Genomic DNA, 23,358 nt, shown 5'->3' on the forward strand with positions numbered 1-23,358 from the left:
TTAGCATCAATAATTAATTCACGGTTTTCGAACATAAGAAAAAGGGGAAAACAGTGAAGTGGTTTAACCGAAGAGGGTTGAAATTTAAATTTCTATTTTCTGTTATGGTGTCCTGTTTGATCTGCTCGGCGGGAGCTCTGGTAACCTGTCTCTATTTCAGTGAAGTGCAGTTTCGTTCAGGGCTCGTGGAAAAAGCCCGGACCATTCATTCCCGATTGAATGCGGCTTCTCGCTACGTTGCGAACCAAGGGGGGCTTGCCCCAATGGTAGAGCGTTATACTAAGAAGTATTCAGACTCAAGCGAGCTAACAAAAGAGGACATTGAAGTTATTCTGCAACAGGTGCCGATTTATGCCGGAATGAAAATCGGCGCCGCAGACTCTGAACAGGAGCATTATCGATTCCGGGTTTTTTCAGATGAGCCCCGTGATGTAAAAAATTCTGCCACCCCGGTGGAGATGGAAATCTTCAAAAAGTTCGCAGCCAATCCGAAACTTCAGGAGTTGGTGATCAATAATGAAAATCAAGTGAGTGTTTTTCGTCCGGTTTATATTCGCGAAGCCCATGGTTGCCTGGTTTGCCACGGAGAACCATCCACGAGTCCTTGGAAAAACGGAAAAGACATTTTGGGATACACCATGGAAAACTGGAAGGACGGCAAGCTTCACGGAGTATTCGCAGTCAGCAGTATGGTAAAAGAAGCACACGCCGCAGAAGCGGCCAAAGGGGAGGCATCTCCTGCAGGCTATATGGCTTTGTGTGTTTTGGCGGGAAGTTTACTGGCTTTGATGATTGCTGTTTTTGTTTTTAGACGTCCGATGAAAGACCTTCAGGATATTTCAAGAGTTCTGAAAGAGTCCGGTGACTTGGTGGAAGCGGCATCACAACAGATTGCAGAATCATCTGGTTCTCTTTCAAAGGCCTCGACAATTCAAGCTTCATCATTGGAAGAGACAGTAGCAACTATGGAAGAGATGTCGTCGATGGTTCAGGCGAACTCCCAGGGTGCGCGTGAGGCATCAACTTTGGCGCAAGCGACGAAAGGTGTTGCTGAAGTCGGTGGTCAACAGATTCAGGCGTTAGTGCAATCTATGGCTTCAATTTCAAGTGATTCCAAGCGGGTGGTTGAAATTACCAGCGTGATTGATGATATCGCATTTCAAACTAATCTATTGGCACTCAATGCTGCGGTTGAGGCCGCTCGCGCTGGTGAGCAGGGCAAAGGCTTTGCGGTAGTTGCCGAAGCCGTGCGTGGGCTTGCACATCGAAGTGGGGAAGCGGCAAAAGACATTGCCTCGTTGATCAACGAAAGTGCGGCACGCATTGAAACGGGAGAGCAGCAGGCAAAGCATGGCGGAGCTGTATTTGGTGAAATTTTAGAAGCGGTAAACAGAGTGGCTGATTTGAACTTGAACATCGCACAAGCCAGCGAGGAGCAAAGTCGGGGTGTTTCGCAGATCGGTCAGGCAATGAATCAGTTGGATCAAACTACGCAGGAAAATGCAGCGGTCTCAGAGGAAACAGCCGCTTCAGCGGAAGAGCTTTCAGCGCAGTCAACGCGGCTCAAGGAGTCCGTGGACTCTCTTGAGCGGGTTGTTTTCGGCAGCTAAAAGATAAGGACTTACTTCGGTTGAACCGGGAAAAGGTAAGTCGTCGTCATTGCGGACTTCTCAGTGATCGAGTGGATTTCATAGATCTCGATCGCTGTCGCAGTTTTTGCCAAACCTTTTTGCTGAAGGTATTCTTCAACACGTGGATATACTTTCAAAGGTCCGATGCCCGGGGAGCCTGTGAACACCGCCACGACATAGTGATTTGCCGGGATGACGCCTTCTTTCATGTTTTCTGGAACATCGGTCGGCATGCTTTCAATCAAGCAGCCCACGCGAGAGCGCAGGCGGGCTTCTTCAACCTGACGAGGATCATCCAGGTATTCACCGAAAGTGCGTTGGCAAATAGTGCCTTTGCTGGCCATGAATTTTTCAACTTTTTCGATCACCTTGTTCACTTTGTGGTAAGGCCCGACATGTTCGATGTAGAGAGTTTTAAACGGGCCTTGTTGAGCCTCGGAAATTTCCACACCTTTAAACGCACCTAGGTAAGTGGCAAGGTAACCGCCGAAAGAGGCAACCATCACGATAACAAAAACTATAATATATCTCATTGTCTTACTTCCATTTGATTGAGCAGCCCATGGAGGCTGTCTGTTCTTCAGATACTTTTTGATTTTTTAAAAGAGTTTGCACGGCATTGTACAATTCACGTTCAGTGACCTTGCTGGCATCCTTCCAGGAATTATCCAAGCGGCCACGGTAGGAAAGTTTCAAATGGCCATCGTAAACGAAGAAATCCGGCGTGCAAACTGCACCGAATGCTTTGGCCACTTCCTGTGTTTCGTCCACCAGGTAAGTGAAAGAATAGTTTTTTTCTTTCCAGCGTTTTGCCAAGGCCTCAAATGAATCTTCAGGATGGTCCTTAGGATCATTGGAGCAAATTCCCACCACGTTAACGCCATCCTTTTTTAGGTCAGCCCCAAGCTGGATCAAGCGCTCTTCAACAGCCTGAACATACGGGCAATGGGCGCAAATAAACATAATCACCAAAGGTTTCCCATTGGAAAAATCCTTCAGTGAATACGTCTTCCCATCCACTGCAGGAAGTTTAAATTCCGGCGTCGAATTCCCCAAGTCAGGAAAAGGAGTAAAAGTCGTAGCCATTACAGTTCGCTCCAGTTGATTTTTTTAGCACCTAGGTACAAAGAACCATCCGCTTCCATCGCCGTGTACTTTTCTTTCAACAACGGGTGAAGATTCAAAGCGTGCAATAAAGAAAGCTGATCCGTCGGACTTAGTGGCTGATCACAGTGTGAAGCCGCATCGGAAAGTTCAAATACCAAGCGGTCCAAAAACGCTGTGTAGTCTTCACCCAATAGGGGCGCGCCCTCGGGCAGGGATTGCAAAATGCTGGTTGAGGTTTCCACCGCTGCCGGTGATGATGTTACGTTGACACCCAGACCGATGATGAAGCGGGCTTCGTCATTTTGGGCGACAGTTTCAAGCAGAATGCCTGCCACTTTTTTGTCGCCGATGTAGATGTCATTCGGTGCTTTCAGATTCCATTTCAAAAACGGCCAAGTTGTTGAGCACGCACGATACACCGCCAAGCCCACCAGGCACGAAGCCGTTGGTTGTGGCATCATCGGCAAAAGATATGACCAGGAACTTAGTAGTGAAGAACCAGCTGTGGAATCAGTCCACGTGTTTTTACCGCGGCCACGGCCAGCAGTTTGATGATCAGTTACGAACAGGCACAAAGCCTCTTCCAGTAAATCCTCCTCGAACGCCAATTCTTTGGCAGTGAGGTTGGTGCTTTCCTGTTTATCTTTGTATTCCACATGCAGGTGATTGTTGCGAGCCCATTTGGCCGTCACATCACCGATACGGATTTCGCTCATGGGATTTTCGTTCACAGTTTTTCCAGCCACTATTCCTCCCACGCGAAGATAAGGCTTACATCGGCAACTGGTGCTGAGTGTGTCAAAGCTCCGACAGAGATATAAGTCACGCCCGTTTCAGCGACTGAGCGCACGCGCGCCAGATTCATATTGCCACTGGCTTCAGTTTTCACACCCTCAGGGATCAAAGCCAAAGCTTGTGTCAGCATGTCGTTATCCATGTTGTCCAAAAGCAGGTGAGTGACATTCAAGCCCACCGCTTCCTTCACTTCAGCCAGGGTGCGGGTTTCCACTTCCATCGGCAGGTTGCTGTGTTCACGCACGCGGTTCACCGCATTGGTGATGCCACCCATGACGGAAATATGGTTGTCCTTGATCAGGATCGCAGAACTTAGATTCATGCGGTGATTCACGCCACCACCATGGGCGACGGCTTTTTTCTCAAGCTCGCGGTAACCAGGAGTTGTTTTGCGCGTATCCAGGATTTTGGTTTTTGTGTGTTTTACCTGATTTACAAATCGGCGAGTGACGGTCGCGATACCGGACAAGTGACCCAGGAAGTTCAAAGCCACGCGCTCGGCTTTCAGGATTTGCACAAGATCGCCTTCGATCGTGCAGATAATTTGGCCATTCAAAATTTCGTCGCCTTCCTCGAAATGCCATTTCACGCGACAGTTGGGTTCCAGCATTTGCATGGTTTGTTCAAAAGGAGCTGCGCCCGAAAGGACGATGTCTTCTTTGGCTTTCAGACGTGCGCGGCCGGATTTTGGGGTTAATGCGAGTGACTCAGTTGTGACATCGCCTTGGGGCATGTCTTCTTTGATGGCAGCACGGATCAGATCAATAAGTGTCATAAGACCTCACATATAGGGCGTACCTTGATGTGAGGTTCAGAGAGAAAAAGGTACTAGATAGATTTCTCGGTTTCGCGCATAAGCTTGTTCAGCTCTTCGCGAACGATGCGCTCTGCAATCTCGGGAAGGAGTTTCCAGCATACGGATTCGATCACTTCACGAGCTTCCTCACGAACAATCTTTTCCATCATTTCGCTGGACAAGTCCACCTTGGATTGGGTTTTGGGCTGAGCATTAGTGGCAACAGGTTTTGCCACTGCAGCACTTGGTTGCGCTTTGCTGGTGGAAGGCCCTTTATTCAGGGTTTCCATCATTTGATCTTTGACGGATTTTTCAACCTTACCCAGGAAAGAATCCTCTGGTGGTTTCGCCGGAGGTGCTTTAGCTGAAGCTGGAGCCGGTTTTTGTGCCAAATCCGGGCCATTCTCATCAAAGCTGATTTCCTCAAAGTTCCCTGAAACTTCAATGTGGGCATTTGATAAATCCTCGTCTTGAGGAATTACAAATTTAGACGCAAAGTCGTCAGGTTCATTCTGTGGAATATTTAATTTAAATTTTGTTAAATCCTGGTGAGCCCAGCCGCCCTCGTCCATTTCGTCTTCACCTCGCGGTGTTGTCAAAGGAACGGATGCGAATTCCTCGCCAGGAACATCAAGGCTCATCGCTTCGTCTTCGCTGATTTCCGGGATCGCATCCAGGGAGTTGTACTCTGGATCGGCCGCAGAAATGCCAGCGTCCATTTGAGTTGAGCCGCCCTCAGCAGGCATTTCCTCGAATTCAGGCATTTCAGGGAATGTTAAATACTGGCTGACAGGATTTTCCGCCGTTTTTTTAACCAACTTATTTACCAAACCACGCAGGTGCTCTGCATCGAATGGTTTTTCCAAGCGGTCATCGGCTCTGGATTCAGTGACCTTGTTTTCGTCGATTTCCATGAAACCACTCCACATCAAAACAACAGGAATATTTGTGGTTTCAGAATCGTTCTTTAGTTCCAGGCTGACATCGTAGCCGTTTCTTTTTGTCAAAAGTACGTCTGCAAAAACAATGTCTGGCTTAAAGCTTTTAGCGACAGGTAAAACATCAAGACCTACTGGGACCGCTTTCACCTCAACGGCGAAGTCGGACAATGCCAGTTGCATTACCTTTTTGATTGTGGAACTCTCATCTGCAAGTAAGACGCGTAAAGCCATAAGCAAAGTTAAATAGGATTTTGGACCTGAGTCAAGGAAACTCTAAGAATGAACAGAATTGATCGATATACCTCTTGGCTTTTCTTTGGCTACTTCCTGGGTGGCCTTTTGATATTCCTGACTTTGTTCACGGCCGTCGACGCGATGTCGACGATTTCCCAATACAAAGACGTCAGTACGGCGACCTTTTTTAGTTATTACCTTTACTCTTTCCCAGACATTATTTCGAAATTGCTTCCGGTTGCTTGTTTGTTGGGCACGATTTTGACCCTGACAAACCTGAACAAGAATAACGAACTCGTTGCGTTATTTTCTGCCGGAATGAGTCTGATGCGTATTTCGACCCCAATTCTGCTGTGGGTGATTTTGATCTCCGCCGGCGGTTATTTGATGACGGACCGCCTGGTGCCACGGGCGAACACGCAGAAGAATTATATTCTCTATTATGAACTGAAAAAAGAACCGCATCGTTTTTCGACGGTGAAAACCAACAAGATCTGGTATCGCACCAAAGACTCCATTTTCAATATCAAAACCCTGAGTGCCAAGGGCGACCGCGCGCAAGGGCTGACGATGTATTTCTTTAGCGATGATTGGGATTTGGTGCAGATGATCACGGCGCATGATGTGGTCATCAACGGTTCCCAATGGCTCTTGGAAAAGGGAACTGTAACTTTGTTTACCAAAGACTCCAGCTTTCCATTGACCACGGATTTCAAAGACAAAAGCATCGTGATGGCAGAGGACTCCAAGGATTTGCAAAGTGCGGGGCAAACCGCCGAAATGATGTCCCAAGGGGAGCTTAAGCACTTCATCAAAAAGAACAAGGACGCGGGGTTGGATACGGTTGCCTATGAAGTGGGCTACCTGTCTAAAATGAGCTTCGCTTTCGCAGGCCTTGTCATGAGCCTTTTGGGCCTGCCTTTTAGCGTGGGGAGAGCTCGTTCTGGGGGCACCATGTTGAACCTAGGGATCTGTCTGGGCTTGGTTTTCGCCTATTACGTGTTTTATTCATCTGGGATTACTTTGGGGAATCAGGGGGCAGTACCTCCGGTGGTGGCCGCTTGGGCTCCGAATATCTTAATGGGTGCTTTGGCCTTGGTCCTTCTCAAAAGGCTGAAACGCTGATATAATGGGGGCCACTTTGGAGGCCCTATGATCATGAAAATCCTCACTTTCCCAGACCCGAGACTTCGCGAGGTTGCTGACCCTGTGAAGCCTTCCGAGTTCGGTACAACGGAGCTGAAACAGCTTCAAGAGGACATGATTGAGACCATGTACGATGCCCACGGTATCGGCCTGGCAGCACCTCAAGTTGGCGAGCTTCGCCGCATGATCGTGATCGACACTCGCCCTAAAGACGACAAAGGTCGTCGCTACAAAGACGAAGAGATGACTGATTTGGAAAAACAAGTGGTGCAACCACTGGTTTTGATCAATCCCGAAATCGTCAAAGGTGAAGGCAAAACAACTTTTGACGAAGGTTGCTTGTCGGTACCGGGTTACTACGAAACTGTTGAGCGCTATGACTATATCGAAATGCGCGCTTATGATGTGAACGGCAAAGAGTTCATCGTTAAAACCGATGGTCTGCTGGCGATTTGCATGCAGCACGAGTTGGATCATTTGGAAGGTACTTTGTTTATCGACCACTTGAGCTTTGTAAAATCCAACAAGATCAAAAAACAAATTCAAAAACACGGTTATCCTACACGTGAACAAATGGAAAAAGCCCGCAGCAAAGAGCTAGAAGGCGAAGAGCGTGAGTAAGATCCGCGTCTGCTTTCTGGGAACTCCAGAATTTGCTGTAACATCTTTGAAAGCGCTTCTAGCAGATAACCATTTTGAAGTCGTTGGAGTTGTGACTCAGCCGGATCGTCCGGCGGGTCGAAAAATGCAACTCACACCCAGTCCGGTGAAAGTGCTCGCACTTGAACACGGTCTGAAAGTTATCACTCCTGAATCCCTTAAAAAAGATCCTGAAGCCGTCGCGGAAATTCGCTCTTGGGGAGCCGAAGTCGGCGTGGTTGTGGCCTTCGGGCAAATTCTTACGCAAGACTTTATGGATTCCTTCAAGTTTGGCTGTGTGAATGTGCACGGGTCAATTTTGCCACGCTGGCGTGGGGCAGCTCCGATTCAGCGTGCGATTGAAGCGGGTGATGAAGAATCCGGTGTGGCTTTGCAAAAGATGGTCAAGAAACTGGATGCGGGGGATATCATTGGTATTCGCCGCGTGAAGATCACTCCCGAGATGCATGCTCTGCAGTTGCACGATGTGCTGGCCGATTTGGGTGCGGATTTGTTGCGAGTGGAGTTGATGGATTACGTGCGCGGAAATCTGGCGCCGACTCCACAGGATGAATCGTTGGTGACGATCGCTCCTAAAATTGACAAGGCCGAGTCACAGGTTGATTGGACCAAGTCTGCAAAATCCATCGATGGCAAAGTGCGCGGCTTTGTTTATGGCCCGGGTACTTACACTTTGCTTGATGGTAAAAAATTGAAATTGCATGTGGTGCGTCCTTTGCCGGCTTCTGGTTCTGCGGCGCCGGGCACGGTGACTGCGGTGGATGCGGATTCCATCACTGTCGCAACGGGCGATGGGCTTTTGAAATTGCTTGAAGTTCAGCCGGAATCCCGCAATCGTATGAAGGTGTCTGATTTCTTAAAAGGACATGCGCTTAAACCCGGAGATAAAATTGGCTAAAATGGTTGCTCCCTCAATTCTGTCCGCTGACTTTGCTAATCTTGAAAAAGAAGTCAAAGCCATTGCGGCAGCGGGAGCCGACTGGGCCCATGTGGATGTGATGGACGGGCACTTCGTGCCGAATCTGACCATCGGTATTCCTGTTGTTAAAGCACTTAAAAAAGTTTCTCCTATTCCGCTGGATGTTCACTTGATGATCACCGAGCCGGAAAAATATATCGCGGACTTCATCAAAGCCGGTGCTGACTATTTGACGATTCACGTGGAAGCAACCAAAGATCCCGCTTCGGTACTTCGTCAAATCACGGCGTTGGGAGCAAAGGCGGGGATCACTCTTCGTCCCGGTACTCCGGTTGATTCAGTTATTCCGTTATTGAATTTATGTGATTTGGTGCTAGTGATGACCGTGGAACCAGGCTTCGGCGGGCAATCCTTCATGCACGATCAGATCGCCAAAATCTCTCGCCTTCGCCAAGAAATCACCAAACAGGGCTTAAACTGCCTGATCGAAGTCGACGGCGGCATCAACGCTGAAACCGCCAAACTCTGTCACGAAGCCGACGTCTTCGTCGCCGGCAGCTACGTCTTCAGCCAAGATTATAAAACTGCCATCGCGTCTCTTCGTTAGGTGTCAGGTCCCATTTCTTATTGCGACACATAACCGATATCGGTTCTGCGTGGTGTTGAAGAGTTACTCACGTATCACGCAGCTGACAGGAAATGTCTGGCCGCTGACAAAGAAGAATCCGTGCATTTGATTTTCAAAGCCATTGGGTGTCAGAGATACCAAGAAGGGCCCGCGCTCTGAAGTCAGGTTTAAGCTCATGGCGCGATTGGCAATCAATCGACCTAAGTCGTCCTTTTTGACTACGACTTGGTTCTGATCGGCGTATTGAACAACGCCTTGGGATGACTTAAGGTGAATCGAGAAACTTGCGACAAGAGCCTGTTGATCTTCAGGCAGGTTGTGTTTGATAAAGATTTCTCCCCAGCCATACCCAGAGTCTGTTTTGCATAGAATATTGCTGATGCCAAAAGAGCGGATGTGTAAAAGTCTTGAAGAGACCGCGTAGGTCGAGTCATTGACTCCCATGATGCCCAGGTACTCATGAAGCACCATCAGGGAGCGAAGCTCCAGGTTCATTTGGGCCCATGCCTTACGATTGAAGATGATGCGTTTTTCACTCGGATAGTTGATGGCGTCTTTTGGGACACCTTCCAGAAGGAGTTGCCTGTCGGTGGATTCGATTTTTGTTGATTGGATCGCAGCTTCGTATCCTTTTAGATCAAAATCCTGGGGATTCGAGTAATAGATCTTATAAAGAACTTCCTGAGCCACCTTCACGAACTCTAAAGAAACAGAATCACCACCATTGCCAATGACTCGCGGACCAGCGTGAGCCAGGGAAGACATTAGAATCAATACTGAAACCAAGAATACGTTCATAGGCCGTTCCCTTTTTTATCCATGCGAAAAAACTGCATCGACATCTGATAGACGGAGTCCTTGTTGTCGGTTTCCTGATAAAACTCTTTTGCAAAAAAGCTTTGAAAATCACGGATGGCTTTTTTTGCTTCCACCATACGCTCCGTGCTGAAGGCAAAGGTGGTGCTCATGAACTCTCGTTGCTCCACGATTTGTTCGTGCAGGGCTCTTTGTCCCAGTTGCAGAATCTGTTCATGATACTGTCGAATGGCGACACTTGGTACGTCCATATCGGATTCTGTCTGGGCAGAGACGGCCTGCATTCGGCCATTCTCGACTTTCAAATGTCCATGGGAAATAAGATCCTGAAGGGCGCGACTGACAGTGGGTTTTGGCAGACGCAGTCTTTGTGCGATATCAAGTTCATGATGTTTAAAGTCCGGAAGCTCTGTCAATTCCAGGATGGCCAGATGATACCAGGATCCCGCGCGGACCACTTCCTGCGCTTTTACCTTGCGGATGCTTTTAGGTTTTATTTGCTGAAGTTCTGTAAAGGCGCGCTCACGCTCGGTACTGGACCGGGCATGGGCGGCACGGGTGCTTAACTTGAAAAGTTCCGCATCCTGACGGCTTAATGATAAAGCCTGAACAATTTTTTCTGCTGTTGAATCAGACAGGCCCTTTTTTCCAGCCAGAAACTCGGAAAGCCACGAGTGGCCCACTCCAAGATCACGGGCAAAAGATCGCAGCGAATAGTGCGGGTTGACCTGCATCCGTTTCGCAAGCTCTTGCTTTATGTATTCATAATGGAAAAAAGAACCAGTCTTGCTCAAATTATTAGTCCCAAAGTTTTTTGTAGCCTACAATTTCACAAACAGGTTTGCTGTCAGCGTCCCAGGCAATTACGCGAACTTCGTAACCATTGTCCAAGGCTTCAATTGTGAAAACTTCTGCAGCTACAGTTGGGTCTGCAGATTGAATTGACGAGGCTTTTGTAATGCGAATTGATTTCTTAAAGTCTGGCGTTGCACGTTGATTTAAATACTGAACCACATCCAATGCCGTTGCTCCGCAAAGGGCTTCACCTGCGTGTGCAGAAACTGAGAATGTCATCGCGATCAAAACAAAGAAAACTGATTTCATTTTTAACTCCTATAAAGTTGGGTTTTTTCTGAAGTCAGGTTTAGCATTTCATATCACGAAACAGCGACAGGTCAGAGATCAATGCGGTCTCTAAGGGCCAAACTCAGAGACCACCTGTAAAAACTACACTACTGTCAGATCTATTGCAGTTAGAGCCATTTGGATGGGTTTAAAGGCGGGCTATGGGGAGGGAGTGGTCGCTGAAGTTGGGTTCGCAAAAAAGTCAGCGAGGCTTTGAGGCGCGTTGCTGCCGAAAAGTATTTTGTGCAAGCGTAGGGCTTCTTTTGCTTCTTTCGAGCTGCGAGGGAAGAGCTCTTTTTCATACGCCTCCAAAGCCGCTTCAATATTATCCGGATTGGCGATGATCGCTTTAGCCAGTTCTGCGCCGTCGAACATCGCAAGGTTGGCTCCCTCGCCTGATGGAATCATCAAATGGGCGGCATCACCTAATAAAGTCACTCCCGGGATGCGATCCCATCTGACATCGGTGGATAGCGTATACAGGTGACGGGCGACAGGATTGGTTTCTCCGTGCGTGATCAGGGCCCGCAGCTCTGGCGCCCAGCCTTCAAATTCCTGTGCTACTCGGTGAAGGGCTTCTTCTGCATTACCAAAGTCAATGGCAGCAAACCACTCCAGCGGCTTACTTAAAGCGACGTAGGTATGTAGAACGCCATTGGGCTCTCGATGTGCCAGGATTCCCTTGCCAGGTGCTGTTGAAAAAAGTGCGCCGCCACCCACGGCCTTCGCGCTTTCCTGATAGTGAGTGTCGGCTTCGTGCAGATAAGTTTCGATAAAGGTAGTGCCGGTGTAGGTGGGACTTTCCTTACATAAAACTGCACGAACCTTGGACCAAGCACCATCGGCACCAATTAAAAGATCCGTTGTTATAGAGTGGCCGTTTGCGAAGGTCAGCAAGTGTCTTCCATTTCCGATTCCCGCAACTGTCGTGATTTTATGTCCCCAGCGAACGGACTCAGCAGGGATGGATTCCAGCAGAATGCGGCGAAGTTCTCCTCGTTTGACCTCGGGTCTGCCGCCGGTTCCGTCATCGGGCTCGTTTACTAAAATCTGACCTTGCGGCGTCAGCACGCGGGTGGCCTGGGCTCCGGGCATAATTAATTCCTGAAATTTTTCAAACAGGTCAGCATCTTTCAGGGCCAGTTGACCATTGTGATCGTGAATATCCAGCATGCCGCCTTGGGGGCGGAAGTCCGGGGAGGGTTCGGCTTCAAAGACCGTGGCTTTGATTCCGTGAAGGTGCAGAACGCGGGCCAACGTTAAGCCCCCTAAGCCGGCACCGATGATGGCGATGGGAAGATGTTGTGAATTCTGGGACATGATATGGCTCCTTGTTGTTCTTAGAATAGTTCCCTTGGTGGTAAATTTATAGTGAATTAAAAATTTAAGTGACTATAATAATTGCAAAGGCCTTTGATTCGATTTGACGGCCGGGAGTGTCTGACTTTGGGACTAAGAGAAGAAAAAAAGAAACAAACTCGTAAAGCGATTTCGGATATGGCGACCAGACTTTTTATCGAGCGCGGCTACGACAACGTCACCACGGCCGAGATCGCAGAGAAAGCGTTGGTTTCAGTGCCGACGCTTTTTAATTACTTTCCGACGAAAGAATCCCTGGTGTTTGATGAAGACGCTGAACAGGAACAGCAGCTGGTGGATTCTGTTTTGAAACGAAAAAAAGGACAGTCGGTCCACGAGGCACTTTTACAGACGGGCATTGAAGGTCTGGATTCCCTGGAGGACAGTCAGCGCAAAAGCTTTAAAGTTTTCATGAAGTTGATTGAAGAGACTCCGCAGTTGAATTTGTATTCAAAGCAAATGTGGCTTCGCCATGAGGCTGCACTGGCAAAAGCAATACGCAAGGAAGTCAAGGTTCTGACCGCGATTGAGGCGGGGGCCATCGCGCGTTTCGTTTTAGATGCCTATCACCGCTCGATGGGTGCAGCGAACCCTAAAGTGGCGCTTCGCTCATTGTTTGAAATATTAAAAAAGGGCGCTTCTTACTAGTAACAGGTAAACGTGCAGGCAATCAGATTCTGTGCTCCCGTACAGTTAGATCCTCCAGACATGGAGCCAGATGCACAATAGTATGCCGCCGTTTTCATACCTGCTAACATAGTGCGAACGTAGTTTCCAGCACACATATTGCTTGAGTTGTTGGCCGCATTACAGCACGCTTGCGTATTGCAAGACTGACTGGTCGCAGCCACCGTCCCGCAAACGGAATTACTGGTTGGTGTACAAGTCTGGCTTGCGGTTTTTGTTCCGCAAACAGAGTCTGAAGTCGGTGTACAACGTTGGCTGGAGGCTGGCTCCGTACCTGTACAGAAGGTGTCGGCGACAGTTGTGCTATCGCTGCGAAGACAGGTCACAGAACGGGTTTGGGTTCCACTATTCGCATTCTGGTCACAGGATGCAGAACGAGTTTGCGTTGCGCTACCGCTGTTTTTGTTACAAGTCGCTGATCGAGATTGAGTGCCGCCACCACAAGTTTTCGAACAACCACTCCAGCCCGAGTAGGACCAGCTACCGGAGCCTCCAGTACACGCCCCCCAAGACCCGTAGGACCAAGAACCACTTCCTCCGGTACATGCGCCCCAAGCGCCACTGTTCCAAGAATAGGTGTAATTAATTTTCGTCGTGTTCGTGCCGGTATAAGTCGCGGATAATCCGGCGACATTTTTTACCACATAACGGAATTGATAACAGCGTCCTTGGATTCCGGTGTAGCTATATGAAGTCGCTGCGGCAGTTTCTGATACTCCAGTGTCGGCAAATGCTCCAAATGTTCCGCAGGCCAGCGTGGAGGTGTTCAATGTCGCATACGCAACTTGAAGGACATAGTCCGTGTTGGTTGCACTCATTCCGGAATTTAGATCAGTGCCTTTATTGACAGTGACCGGGATGGCCGTAGTTGTTTGAATTGTATTCGAATAGCTGACTGATCCTCCCGATGGGGCCGTGGTATCAATTCTTATAACACTTGCTGGCGCAGACCAAGCACTGGCGTTGCCGGCTTTGTCTTTACTGCGATACTGAAATTTGTAAGCTTTGCCGCTGACACCACTTAAAGTGTAATTTCCACAAGTGCTGCTGACGGTGCTCCAGGCAGAGTATGTGCCCACGGTACCACTTGATACTGTCGCCTGGGCCAGTTGCATCTCACAATAGTCCAGACCCGCGTTCGCATCAGCTTGAGTTGCCGTTACAGTAGTGCTGGTTGTTGTGATCCATGCGTTGGTATAAGAAATCGAAGCCGTAGGTACGACATTGTCGAAGTAAATCGTATCAGAAATGGTGGAGCCAACATTGCCGACAGAGTCCATATGTCTTACGTAAACGGTTTTGGTCCCGATACCAGCTGGCAGAGTGTAGTTGACCGAGGTGCTGCAGGCTTGCCAGTCACCAGGAACAGCGGGATTTCCAGGAGATGTGCTGTTGCCGATGGCGATTTTTGTTAGCGATCCATTGTCCAGCGGGCAACTTAAAGTCAGAACGGCATTGAGTGAATTTGTATAGGCGGCTCCGCCGTTAATGGCTAGGGTCCCACCAGTTGGAGCTGTTTGATCCAGGTAAATATTGCGGGCAATAACAGCAGATATGTTACCGGCAGTATCCTTAAAGCGCATGTAGATGGTTTTTGTTCCCGAGCCGGTACTTAGTGTCCATGCCTTGGAAGCTGCGCAGGCTTGCCAGTTGGTCGGAGTTGAGGTTTCACCGAATGCTACCTGCGGAGTGCTTTGCGTATCTGTCGCACACGTGACCGCTAAAGATGTCGCCGTTGTTCCTGTTGGCGATGCCGTACTGATAGTAAAGTTACCACCAACGGGAGCTGTGGTATCGACCATCGTCAATGAACCGTTGTCAAACCACGTGCTTTGATTGCCGGCTTGATCCGTCACCTGATAGCGGAACTTATAGGCGTTGCCGTTTGCGCCCTCAAGACTATAGTTGCCACAAGTGGTGCTGACGGTGCTCCACGCATCAAAGGCCCCTGCGACTCCATTGGTCAGGGGCGCCTCGGATTTTTGTAAATCACAGGCAGCAATTCCAGAAAGCAGATCGGTTTCTGTTGTCGTGACCGAAACAGTCGTCGTATTTTGCCAGCCGTTTAGGTAAGCCAAATTGGCAACGGGGCTGGTGGTGTCCAAGATGATTGATTTTGAAAAGTCTGCGCTTGGCGTGCCGCTGTCGTCATAGCGTGCGTACACAGTCTTAGTACCATCACCTGTCGCAAGTGTATGATCAAGGGGAGTGGAGTTTGAAACACAGGCTGACCAATCAGAGGCATTGCCTGGAGTTCCGGGATTTGCACTGTTGCCCGTGGCCACATTCAGATAGTTGTTCGAGCCATCTTTGAGGCAGTCAAATGTCAGTCCGACCAATAAATTATTGGTGTACTCTTCTCCGTAGTTGATCGAGAAGCTGCCTGAGCCCAGTTCGGAGATGTTCACGTTGATAGAATCACTGTATGCAACCGTGATATTGCCGAAGTCATCAATAAATCGAACATACACTGTTTGCACCGGATCGTTACTTGGTAGCACATACGATTTGACGGCAACACAGTTCTGCCAGTTCGTCGGTGAAGAAGTGCTGCCGTAGGCCATTCTTACTGAGCCGTTTTCATCGGTCGGACAGGTTATATTGAGTTTAGTGGCGCGGGAGTTCGTATCATTCGCGCTGAAAGCAAAACTTCCACCGACGGGTGCTTGGAGGTCGACTTTGGTAATTGAAGGGCTTGTGATCCAGGCAGAATTACCTACCGCATCGGTCATACTATATCTAAACGTATAAGCGGTGTTATTTTGTGCATTGGTAAATGTTTGGTTTCCGCAAGTAGAGGACACTGTCGACCATGAACCAAAGCTACCGATTGTGCCCGTGGCTATTGCAGCTGTTGCGACCTGAAGCTCACAAGAGGAAACACTTGTGCTGGCATCAGCGCCATTGATAGCAATGGAAATGTCAGGACTATTCTGCCAGTCATTCAAATAGCCAAGGCTTCCCGTTGGTGCCGTAGTGTCTAGGACGATATCGTCGCTGATATCAGGACTGACGTTTCGAGCCTCATCCAAATAGCGAACGTAAACAGTTTTGTTGCCATCTCCAGCAGTCAAAGAAAACGGAACGGTGGTCGAGCAGGTTTGCCAGTCGCCTGAAACTTCGGGATCACCAGGATTTGGAGTGTTGGCAATGGCCACTTTTGCAGGAGTGCCGTTATCCACAGGGCAACTTAGTGTCAGAGTAACGTTGGCGTTATTGGTTGCAGTGGACCCGGAATTAATGCTCAACGTGCCGGCACTTGGAGGGGTTTGATCCAGGTAGATGGATTGTGAAATGATCGGAAGATAATTCCCAACGGAATCTCCGAACTGCAGGTAAATAGTTTTCAATCCGGAACCGGAACTTAGTTCAAAAGGTGCCGAACTCGTACAAAGAGCAAATTGTGTCGGAGGGTTGGTTTCACCATAAGCAACGACAACATCGCTCTTATTGTCGACCGGGCAAATGATAGACAACTGAACCAGTGTTTTTGAAACTGGAGAGGCTTCGTTGATAAGGAAGCTTCCTCCCACTGGTGGAATACTGTCCGCGTCGTCCAGCCAGTTGGTATTGCAATTCTCATCGCGAAGGACATCGTCCACAGCGGGTTCGTCGGCTTCGGCGATACAGATTAGTTTTTTAGGTATCTGGAACAGCGAAACGGAGCCCGTCTGACGCAGAATGCGCACGGGGATTCCGGTGGCATTCCAGTAAGTCGAAAAGCCCAGCGAATCCGGAAGTGAGAATTCAGTTTCTGGTAGTGGAGAGTCGCAGTCCACCGTACTTCCCACCGTGGTCCACTCTGAGGAATTCTTTTGAAATTGAATCAAACACTGGGAAGCACCATTGCCCAGGCCACCATTCGTCCATCCCAGAAGGAATTTTTTGTCGTTGTTATCATGGATCAAGGTGATGTCCGTTGGCGGAGTGAAATCCCGAGTCGTTACTTTCCATTCAAGGGCGGGCATTGCGCCTAGGGCATAGATCACGGACGAAGTAGTGCTCACTGTGGCCGCTGATTGCAAAGCCAAGCGGATGGCGTCACCACTGGCAACCTTTTCAGTTGTGGGATCGAATGGAATCCATTCAGTACCTCCGAATGGCAGACGTTGTGCAAAGCCGGAAGCGTCACCTGAAAGAATCACTTCGATATCCAGTTCAGTTCCTGAAACTGCAATCGCATCCGAATAAATAATTTGATTAAGGTCTTGTTGGTACTTGTCCAACAGAATGAAAGCGTCTGGGGTAACGTCAGCCATTACGCAAACACCGGCTGCCACTTTATAAGGGTATTCGCACTTGAGAGCGACAATAGGACCCCAGTCATTTCCGTCCCAAGTCTGCTCGGCTTCTGTCGTGTGAGGAGGAAGATTTTCGGGCGCAACTTTGCGAGTGTCTGGATCACAAACTGCCGCCGCTCCAGTTCCAACCATGTTGTAGTGAATTTTACATGCTGAAATTGCACAGGCACCCCAGGTGTTTTGTGTACTCTCCTCCCAGATTTGTTGCGCATTATCGGCACCCGTCGGGAAGGGGTCGCAGGAACGAACATCAGCGACACAGGTCGTGTCACTTGTGCGCGTGTAGTTCATATCACAGGAGGTGATAGTGCAGGCTCCCCATGCCGCAGAGCCATTTTCATCCCAGACTTCCTGTGCTGTGGCGTTGGCGATTGTACAAGAGCGAGTGCTGGAAAGGAAAACAATGGGCACCGGATTTTGTAGACGGGGAGTTGCGACTTCAACGCTATAGGAGCCTGGAAGATCGGCCTGAACCAGGCAAATGGATACACCGTTATTGTCAGAGACACTGCACGAAACAGTTGTTGTCCCAGGTCCGGTGATGGAAATAATGGGACTCATACCGATGGTCGGAGAGTTATCTGTATTTTTGATTGTCAGAGTGATGGAAACTACGCCGGAAGTGGCATTCGCATAAGACGTGAAAGAACCTGGGTAGGTTTCGGTTGCGGTCGAGTATATGTCATAGAAAATGGCTTCTTTCGCATTGGCTTCCTGAGTGATCGCATCGATCGATCCTTCAGGTTCTCCCGTATCAACCCGGAGTTTGATTTTCGACCAAACATTCGATGTGATATTGCAAGTCGCCAGGCCTTTGGAATCGGTCTGTGAGCAGGTCACTGAATAGTTCGGATTTTCAACGGTGGGTTGGTTGTCGATCAATAGGCTGATGTCATATTGGGCGAGGGGTGATTCGTTGTTTTTGTTTTTTAGTGTAATTTCGGCAATGATCGTATCAAGATCGTCAGCTCTTGCGGTACTCTTCACGACTTCAATCTGCGCATCCACAAGTACACCTGACTTCATGGCAACATCCATGGAGCATGCGGATACCAATAAGGTCGCAATAGCGATAAAGAGTTGTGTAACGTTCAAAAATACCATATCTTTGTATCGGCATTTTCTTCATAAATATCGAGGGTGAGCGAATGAAAGTGAGACGTATTTTATTTCATATTGCTTTAAATCAATACTCTGGAGGCTCTATGTTTAAGAGTGAAAAAGCCTCTTGTTGTCGCTACCTAAGACTGTGCACAGGTGTGCATAAAAAATTTATAAAGGCAAATCCCGCGGCGGAATTTTCCCATCCTCCAGATAAACCATCACATAATTTTCAGTCACCGCTTTTAGCGCGCTTTGCACACGCCGGGAAACCGAGGGCACTAACATTGAATACGCAATGTTCATGTCGACGAATTTAAAATCTTTGGTATTTTTCAAGGAGACCGAAATATTTTGCGCCTGTGATTCACTTAAGTCCACGGCGCCGAACAGGAAGCTTAAGTACTCACCCTTGATATCTTTGTTGGGAATGTAGTCGATTGCCAAGACGTGAGTCGGGGTGATGATGATCCCGAGGTTTTCCTTCACCTCACGAATGAGTCCTTCCATTGGTGACTCTTCGGCTTCGACTGTGCCCCCTGGCAAAATCCATCCCGCGGAGTATGAAGGTTGCACTAGTAGAGCTTGGTTTTTGTAGAACACCAGTGCACCGGTGCTGATGCGTTTGCCGGGGAGTGATTCATAATATTCTTTGTCGTCTCTAAAGGCGGGTCTAGCCATCGGGTCTCCTTGACCTTGAACTCAGGTAATTCCAGAATTGTAGAGCAAGTGTTTAGAGTTTTGGTGTTACAAAAAGGAGAAGTTATGAAAAAAATGTGGCTTGTATTGGCACTGATAGTTGGATTCTCAGTAAATGCAAAAGCGGATATTTTGATTGAGCCGTATTTGGGTTATGAAATGGGTAGTCACACGGATGTTAATCCGACGGCAAAAACTGAGTTGGTAAACATGGGCGCACGCCTTGCTTACAAAACTCCAGTCATGTTGTGGTTGGGTTTGGATTACAACTTGGGTGTGAGTGGTAAATATAAACAAGACGGTCAAGCTGACATGGACGCTAAACGCAACACTCTTTACGCGGTTGCGGGGATTGATCTTCCAATTTTGCTAAGAGGTTGGGTTGGTTACGGTGTGATGAGCGAAATCAAGGCTGATGGTACGGGTAATCCGAAAATCGAAGGTAAGCCGGTTAAAATCGGTGTTGGTACAACACTTCTTCCATTCATCTCTTTGAATCTTGAGTACACAATGGAAAATATCGACAAAGTTAAATCTGATACTGGTGATTGGGCTACTAAAGGCAAAATGGACTCATGGATGCTTTCTGTATCCCTGCCTCTTCAGTTCTAATTTCAAGACCTCAAAATCTTAAGTTTCTCAAAAGCCGGCCCCAAGCCGGCTTTTTTCATTCCCAAACCCCTAAAAAACGCACCGCATCCCCGAAAACCGGCTGGCGCCTTTTGGATGCGCGGCGCGTCTGAGCTTGGTCGGTCGTGCCTTTTTTAAGGGTGTTGGGCTAGGATCGGGTCCTTGTTTTTACGAATGAAATTAGGAGTTCCCGCCATGCAATTGACCGGTGAAAATATCACGATCGAAAATCTCTATAAAGCCGCACACACACCTTCCATGAAAGTGGAGTTGGCGGATTCTGCTCGCGCGGAAATGAAAAAGTCCCGCGACTATATCGAGGGTCGTATTTCCAGCGGTGAAGTGATGTACGGTGTGAACACCGGGTTCGGTGCTTTCTCTTCCGTTAGAATTTCTGATTCCGAAATCGAGCAACTGCAAAGAAACCTGATCCGTTCTCATTGTATGGGCATCGGTGCTCCATTCACGAAAACTGAAACTCGCGCGATGATGATTTTGCGTGCGAATGCTTTGGCCAAAGGTCACAGCGGTATTCGTCCGACAGTGGTTGATAAAATTCTGGAATTCCTGAACAACGACATCATTCCGGTTGTGCCTTCGCAAGGTTCCGTAGGAGCATCTGGTGACTTGGCTCCACTTTCTCATTTGGCTTTGACCGTTATTGGTGAGGGCGATGCTTGGGGTGCTGACGGCAAACCAGTGCACGTAACTGAACTATTGAAGCAAAAGGGTATCACTCCGCTGGAGTTGAAAGCGAAAGAAGGTCTATCCATGATCAATGGCTGTCAGGTGATGACGTCAATTGGTCTTCTTTCACTTTGGGAAGCACGCCGCTTGTTGTGGTTGGCGGACCTTGCGGGTGCCATGACTCTTGAAGGGATGAGAGGTTCCAGAAAACCATTCGATCCTTTGATTCAAGCCAGCCGCCCGCACGCGGGTGAAGGTAAAACGGGTCGTAATCTTATTAAGATTATGGGAACAACAAGCCCGATTGGTGAGTCTCATGAGATCCAGGACAACCGCGTTCAGGATGCATACTCTCTTCGTTGTATGCCAGCCGTTCACGGAGCTGCAAAAGACGGTGTTCGTTACGCTGTAAAAGTTTTGGAAACAGAAGCGAACTCTTCCACTGATAATCCGTTGGTATTCGCGGATGCAAACAAAGTTCTTTCCTGCGGTAACTTCCACGGTATGCCAGTGGCACACGCCATGGATTTCGCAGGTATCGTGATTTCGTCCCAGGCAAGTATTTCCGAGTGCCGTATTTCAAAATTGATTTCCACACAAATGAGTGAGCTTCCTCCGTTCTTGACACCAAATGGTGGTTTGAACTCCGGTCACATGATCGTGCAAGTGGCAGCCGCATCCCTGGTGAGTGAAAACAAAGTATTGGCGCATCCAGCGTCTGTGGATTCCATCCCAACTTCCGCTGAAAAAGAAGACCACGTTTCCATGGGAACTATTGCAGCAAGAAAATTTGCACAAATCCTACGAAACGCAGAAAATGTTGTAGCGATGGAACTTCTTTCCGGCACTCAGGCAATCGACTTGTTGGCTCCACTAAAGCCAGCGGCAGCGGTGAAAGCCGTGCATGAGCACATCAGAAAAACAGTTCCGTTCGCAAAAGAAGACCGCATTTTCCACAAAGACGTCGAGGCTATCAAAGCCATGATGGTGTCCGGCGAATTGATGGCGGTCGTAGAAAAAGCGGTCGGCGAACTCGAGTGGTAATTACCTTTCAGGGATGCGATGCAGAACCGTTGCGGTTCTGCACCGTGTATCAAAAAACCGGCAGGCGCCTTTTGGCGAGAATTGGAATTTAAATGAAAGCTTTGATTTGTTTTTTGATGATGAGTTTTTTGGTGGTTCCGGCGTTCTCAAAAACGATTTGGGTGACAGGCACGGGGAGTGCTTCGGGATCTTGCAAAGGTGGGGATAGCTTCTGTCCTCGCGGTATTGAGGATCGTGCAGAACGCGCGGCTGAAAGCAATGCGCGCTCCACTTGCTATATCAAGCAAGGCACACCCTACGGAATTCCGTCTTGTACCTCCCGCTGCTCTCCGGGTTATATCGCCCCGGGAAATACGGCCTGGGTTAGTTGTAATTCCAACTGCCGTTTGAACTGTGACATCAAAGATTTATACGATATTTACGAATAGCAACACGTTAAGGCGTCATGCAGTTTATCCAGCACCAACAAGTCATCTTTTCCATCATCAGCGCCATCATCCTGTTTTTATATGGGCTGAGCGGCTTTAGTGCCGAACTTAAGAATACCGCGGGGGCAAAACTTGAGATGGTGATGAGGAAACTCACCGCCAACAGATTCTCTGCATTTTTTGTCGGAGTGATCGCGACCGCGCTGATTCAATCCAGCACGGCCGTATCCACCATTGCAATGTCGTTGATCGATGGTGGGATTCTAAGCTTTCAAGGAGCGATCTCCATCATGCTGGGGGCTTACCTTGGCACAACGCTGACAGCTTGGATGGTCTCCTTTAAGCTGACTGGAATTGGCCCGTTTTTTATTGTGATTGGCTCATTGATAAGCGTGGTGCCATGGCGGTTGAAAATTTTCGGTAAGGCTCTTTTCTATTTTGGATTTATCTTTTTCAGTTTGGATTTAATCAGTGGAGCTTTGCAGCCGATCAGGGAATCGCAGTATCTTGCGGATTTCTTACGTTATACGGACACAACATTAAAAGGAATTTTGGTTGGAGTGGTCTTAACAGCCATCATGCAGTCCAGTTCCGTCGTTATTGGTTTGGCAATCATTCTTGTTCAGCAGGGGATTTTGACTCCCCAAAACAGTATACCCATTATGCTTGGAGCAACGATCGGCACGACTGTGACGGGATTGTATGCGACTTGGAGTATGAATCGAACTGCCAAGAAGGCGGCCTGGTGTGGTACCGCAATAAATGTAGTTGGTGTTCTTTTAATCTATCCTTTTATGGAGCCATTCACAGAAATGGTTATGACACTGGCGCCGAATGAAAACTTGGTGGTCGCGACAGCGCATCTCTTGTACGTTGTGTGCCTGGTAGCGGTGTTTATGATTTTCCTGACGCCTTTTGTGCGCATCGTTGGCCGAATCGACAATAAACTCAGAGATTAAGACCGCGACCCTCCAGGGTCGCTTTGAGCTTCGCCTCATATAGGTCCATCAGAGCTTTTCCAGCTGCAGCACCTTCGATAATTCCAAATGCTTCCGCAATGGCTTGCAAAGTAGCCATGCCTTCAGCCGTTGTTTCTGCGCGCATATGATGCAAAGATTTATTGGCTTCCTTGATCATCACGCGGGGGACGCCAGCCAACTCATGATGACGATAGTGAACCTTGCTGGCCTGGCGCCAGTTTCCATCCGGAACAATCAATTGTATCGGACGAGAATCAGCCGCGACAAATTCAGAGTTCAGTTCGACAGCATCCTCTGACGGATAAAACAAAACCGTGCGGTACTCGGGAACCAAAAGATCGCTTAAGGAGACAGTTTCACCTTCGACACCGCGAATGCGCATTTCACTGTTCGCCAAAGCTGTCACCGCCAAGCGACCTGTGTTCGTCGTGCGCTTAAGTTCCTTGGCGTGAACCACCAGACAAAGACGGGTTTTCAGAGTTAATTTTGGAATGGACGCGCAAATACAGCGGCTTTTATTTAAAAAGCACACGGGACAAGGGTCTTTCGTCTTTCTTTTGCGTTCCAGAATCATGGGCGCACTATTGATGCATCGCACTCAATTGTCAATACCTATGGCCTTTGCTAGGTTCTAGCTCTTGTAA

General features: G+C 48.5%; 22 protein-coding genes. 10 read left to right on the top strand and 12 right to left on the bottom strand.

Features of this window, described 5'->3' with window-relative positions; translation table 11 throughout:
- The first annotated feature begins 185 nt into the window (after positions 1–185).
- Positions 186–1,610 carry a methyl-accepting chemotaxis protein gene (locus ACLVWR_RS11415; RefSeq protein WP_413580779.1) on the top strand — a complete coding sequence of 475 codons (1,425 nt, stop codon included), beginning with the start codon at positions 186–188 and terminating at the stop codon, positions 1,608–1,610.
- 11 nt (positions 1,611–1,621) lie between these two features.
- Here ACLVWR_RS11415 and ACLVWR_RS11420 read toward each other — a convergent pair whose 3' ends face one another.
- The 5 genes from ACLVWR_RS11420 to ACLVWR_RS11440 are packed head-to-tail and all read right to left on the bottom strand — an operon-like array spanning position 1,622 to position 5,450.
- Positions 1,622–2,164: a GyrI-like domain-containing protein gene (locus tag ACLVWR_RS11420; protein WP_413580780.1), complete on the bottom strand. Its 543-nt coding sequence runs from the start codon at positions 2,162–2,164 to the stop codon at positions 1,622–1,624.
- Positions 2,165–2,168: 4 nt separating this feature from the next.
- A complete protein-coding gene (locus tag ACLVWR_RS11425) occupies positions 2,169–2,717 on the bottom strand; it encodes a thioredoxin family protein (RefSeq protein WP_413580781.1) in 549 nt (182 codons plus the stop codon).
- Complete coding sequence (locus ACLVWR_RS11430; protein WP_413580782.1) at positions 2,717–3,484, bottom strand: biotin--[acetyl-CoA-carboxylase] ligase; 768 nt, start codon at positions 3,482–3,484, stop codon at positions 2,717–2,719. Before ACLVWR_RS11430 ends, ACLVWR_RS11425 begins: the two co-directional genes overlap by 1 nt.
- Positions 3,484–4,308, bottom strand: coding sequence for a carboxylating nicotinate-nucleotide diphosphorylase (gene nadC / locus ACLVWR_RS11435; RefSeq protein ID WP_340599280.1), 825 nt, complete (start codon positions 4,306–4,308; stop codon positions 3,484–3,486). Before nadC ends, ACLVWR_RS11430 begins: the two co-directional genes overlap by 1 nt.
- A 53-nt stretch (positions 4,309–4,361) precedes the next feature.
- Positions 4,362–5,450, bottom strand: a complete 1,089-nt coding sequence (locus tag ACLVWR_RS11440) for a response regulator (RefSeq protein ID WP_413580783.1) — start codon at positions 5,448–5,450, stop codon at positions 4,362–4,364.
- A gap of 99 nt (positions 5,451–5,549) precedes the next feature.
- Here ACLVWR_RS11440 and lptG point away from each other — a divergent pair, with 99 nt between their 5' ends.
- Genes lptG through rpe form a run of 4 tightly spaced genes read left to right on the top strand, consistent with a single transcriptional unit; the run spans position 5,550 to position 8,836 of the window.
- A complete protein-coding gene (gene lptG, locus ACLVWR_RS11445; RefSeq protein WP_413580784.1) occupies positions 5,550–6,629 on the top strand; it encodes an LPS export ABC transporter permease LptG in 1,080 nt (359 codons plus the stop codon).
- 27 nt (positions 6,630–6,656) lie between these two features.
- Positions 6,657–7,271, top strand: a complete 615-nt coding sequence (def, locus tag ACLVWR_RS11450) for a peptide deformylase (RefSeq protein ID WP_413580785.1) — start codon at positions 6,657–6,659, stop codon at positions 7,269–7,271.
- Positions 7,264–8,208, top strand: coding sequence for a methionyl-tRNA formyltransferase (gene fmt, locus ACLVWR_RS11455; protein WP_413580786.1), 945 nt, complete (start codon positions 7,264–7,266; stop codon positions 8,206–8,208). The genes def and fmt overlap by 8 nt, the downstream gene beginning before the upstream one ends.
- A 1-nt stretch (position 8,209) precedes the next feature.
- On the top strand, positions 8,210–8,836 hold the full coding sequence (gene rpe / locus ACLVWR_RS11460; RefSeq protein WP_413583498.1) for a ribulose-phosphate 3-epimerase: 627 nt from the start codon (positions 8,210–8,212) through the stop codon (positions 8,834–8,836).
- A 63-nt stretch (positions 8,837–8,899) separates the two neighbouring features.
- Here rpe and ACLVWR_RS11465 read toward each other — a convergent pair whose 3' ends face one another.
- The 4 genes from ACLVWR_RS11465 to ACLVWR_RS11480 form a co-directional block, all read right to left on the bottom strand.
- Positions 8,900–9,655: a hypothetical protein gene (locus tag ACLVWR_RS11465; RefSeq protein WP_413580787.1), complete on the bottom strand. Its 756-nt coding sequence runs from the start codon at positions 9,653–9,655 to the stop codon at positions 8,900–8,902.
- Positions 9,652–10,467 carry a TIGR02147 family protein gene (locus ACLVWR_RS11470; RefSeq protein ID WP_413580788.1) on the bottom strand — a complete coding sequence of 272 codons (816 nt, stop codon included), beginning with the start codon at positions 10,465–10,467 and terminating at the stop codon, positions 9,652–9,654. The genes ACLVWR_RS11465 and ACLVWR_RS11470 overlap by 4 nt, the downstream gene beginning before the upstream one ends.
- 4 nt (positions 10,468–10,471) lie before the next feature.
- Positions 10,472–10,777 (bottom strand): hypothetical protein, encoded by a 306-nt coding sequence (locus ACLVWR_RS11475; RefSeq protein ID WP_413580789.1) that lies wholly within the window; start codon positions 10,775–10,777, stop codon positions 10,472–10,474.
- A gap of 180 nt (positions 10,778–10,957) precedes the next feature.
- Positions 10,958–12,118 carry an FAD-dependent oxidoreductase gene (locus tag ACLVWR_RS11480; protein ID WP_413580790.1) on the bottom strand — a complete coding sequence of 387 codons (1,161 nt, stop codon included), beginning with the start codon at positions 12,116–12,118 and terminating at the stop codon, positions 10,958–10,960.
- A 126-nt stretch (positions 12,119–12,244) separates the two neighbouring features.
- Here ACLVWR_RS11480 and ACLVWR_RS11485 point away from each other — a divergent pair, with 126 nt between their 5' ends.
- On the top strand, positions 12,245–12,805 hold the full coding sequence (locus ACLVWR_RS11485) for a TetR/AcrR family transcriptional regulator (RefSeq protein ID WP_413580791.1): 561 nt from the start codon (positions 12,245–12,247) through the stop codon (positions 12,803–12,805).
- Here ACLVWR_RS11485 and ACLVWR_RS11490 read toward each other — a convergent pair.
- Positions 12,802–18,171: a thrombospondin type-1 domain-containing protein gene (locus tag ACLVWR_RS11490; RefSeq protein ID WP_413580792.1), complete on the bottom strand. Its 5,370-nt coding sequence runs from the start codon at positions 18,169–18,171 to the stop codon at positions 12,802–12,804. The genes ACLVWR_RS11485 and ACLVWR_RS11490 overlap by 4 nt on opposite strands.
- Before the next feature lie 246 nt (positions 18,172–18,417).
- Complete coding sequence (locus ACLVWR_RS11495) at positions 18,418–18,927, bottom strand: NUDIX domain-containing protein (protein WP_413580793.1); 510 nt, start codon at positions 18,925–18,927, stop codon at positions 18,418–18,420.
- Positions 18,928–19,011: 84 nt separating this feature from the next.
- Between ACLVWR_RS11495 and ACLVWR_RS11500 the strand changes: the two genes are divergently transcribed.
- The 4 genes from ACLVWR_RS11500 to ACLVWR_RS11515 all read left to right on the top strand — a co-directional run bounded on the left by ACLVWR_RS11500 (position 19,012) and on the right by ACLVWR_RS11515 (position 22,693).
- Positions 19,012–19,557, top strand: coding sequence for a hypothetical protein (locus ACLVWR_RS11500; RefSeq protein WP_413580794.1), 546 nt, complete (start codon positions 19,012–19,014; stop codon positions 19,555–19,557).
- A 213-nt stretch (positions 19,558–19,770) separates the two neighbouring features.
- Positions 19,771–21,306 (top strand): histidine ammonia-lyase, encoded by a 1,536-nt coding sequence (gene hutH, locus ACLVWR_RS11505; RefSeq protein WP_413580795.1) that lies wholly within the window; start codon positions 19,771–19,773, stop codon positions 21,304–21,306.
- A 92-nt stretch (positions 21,307–21,398) separates the two neighbouring features.
- A complete protein-coding gene (locus ACLVWR_RS11510; RefSeq protein WP_413580796.1) occupies positions 21,399–21,734 on the top strand; it encodes a hypothetical protein in 336 nt (111 codons plus the stop codon).
- A gap of 17 nt (positions 21,735–21,751) precedes the next feature.
- Entirely contained in the window at positions 21,752–22,693 is a 942-nt protein-coding gene (locus ACLVWR_RS11515; protein ID WP_413580797.1) for a Na/Pi cotransporter family protein, read from the top strand.
- On the opposite strand, the gene ACLVWR_RS11520 is transcribed toward ACLVWR_RS11515, so the two are convergent.
- Positions 22,683–23,288, bottom strand: coding sequence for a tRNA-uridine aminocarboxypropyltransferase (locus ACLVWR_RS11520; protein WP_413580798.1), 606 nt, complete (start codon positions 23,286–23,288; stop codon positions 22,683–22,685). The genes ACLVWR_RS11515 and ACLVWR_RS11520 overlap by 11 nt on opposite strands.
- Between the last annotated feature and the right edge of the window lie 70 nt (positions 23,289–23,358).

This window comes from Bdellovibrio sp. HCB288 (genome assembly GCF_047305935.1).
GTDB lineage: Bacteria > Bdellovibrionota > Bdellovibrionia > Bdellovibrionales > Bdellovibrionaceae > Bdellovibrio.

Coding starts and splice junctions, on each gene's coding strand:
- ACLVWR_RS11420 (WP_413580780.1), bottom strand. CDS start 2,164: ATGAGATATATTATAGTTTTTGTTATCGTGATGGTTGCCTCTTTCGGC.
- ACLVWR_RS11425 (WP_413580781.1), bottom strand. CDS start 2,717: ATGGCTACGACTTTTACTCCTTTTCCTGACTTGGGGAATTCGACGCCG.
- nadC (WP_340599280.1), bottom strand. CDS start 4,308: ATGACACTTATTGATCTGATCCGTGCTGCCATCAAAGAAGACATGCCC.
- ACLVWR_RS11440 (WP_413580783.1), bottom strand. CDS start 5,450: ATGCAACTGGCATTGTCCGACTTCGCCGTTGAGGTGAAAGCGGTCCCA.
- lptG (WP_413580784.1), top strand. CDS start 5,550: ATGAACAGAATTGATCGATATACCTCTTGGCTTTTCTTTGGCTACTTC.
- def (WP_413580785.1), top strand. CDS start 6,657: ATGATCATGAAAATCCTCACTTTCCCAGACCCGAGACTTCGCGAGGTT.
- rpe (WP_413583498.1), top strand. CDS start 8,210: ATGGTTGCTCCCTCAATTCTGTCCGCTGACTTTGCTAATCTTGAAAAA.
- ACLVWR_RS11465 (WP_413580787.1), bottom strand. CDS start 9,655: ATGAACGTATTCTTGGTTTCAGTATTGATTCTAATGTCTTCCCTGGCT.
- ACLVWR_RS11475 (WP_413580789.1), bottom strand. CDS start 10,777: ATGAAATCAGTTTTCTTTGTTTTGATCGCGATGACATTCTCAGTTTCT.
- ACLVWR_RS11480 (WP_413580790.1), bottom strand. CDS start 12,118: ATGTCCCAGAATTCACAACATCTTCCCATCGCCATCATCGGTGCCGGC.
- ACLVWR_RS11490 (WP_413580792.1), bottom strand. CDS start 18,171: ATGAAGTCAGGTGTACTTGTGGATGCGCAGATTGAAGTCGTGAAGAGT.
- ACLVWR_RS11495 (WP_413580793.1), bottom strand. CDS start 18,927: ATGGCTAGACCCGCCTTTAGAGACGACAAAGAATATTATGAATCACTC.
- ACLVWR_RS11500 (WP_413580794.1), top strand. CDS start 19,012: ATGAAAAAAATGTGGCTTGTATTGGCACTGATAGTTGGATTCTCAGTA.
- hutH (WP_413580795.1), top strand. CDS start 19,771: ATGCAATTGACCGGTGAAAATATCACGATCGAAAATCTCTATAAAGCC.
- ACLVWR_RS11510 (WP_413580796.1), top strand. CDS start 21,399: ATGAAAGCTTTGATTTGTTTTTTGATGATGAGTTTTTTGGTGGTTCCG.
- ACLVWR_RS11515 (WP_413580797.1), top strand. CDS start 21,752: ATGCAGTTTATCCAGCACCAACAAGTCATCTTTTCCATCATCAGCGCC.
- ACLVWR_RS11520 (WP_413580798.1), bottom strand. CDS start 23,288: ATGATTCTGGAACGCAAAAGAAAGACGAAAGACCCTTGTCCCGTGTGC.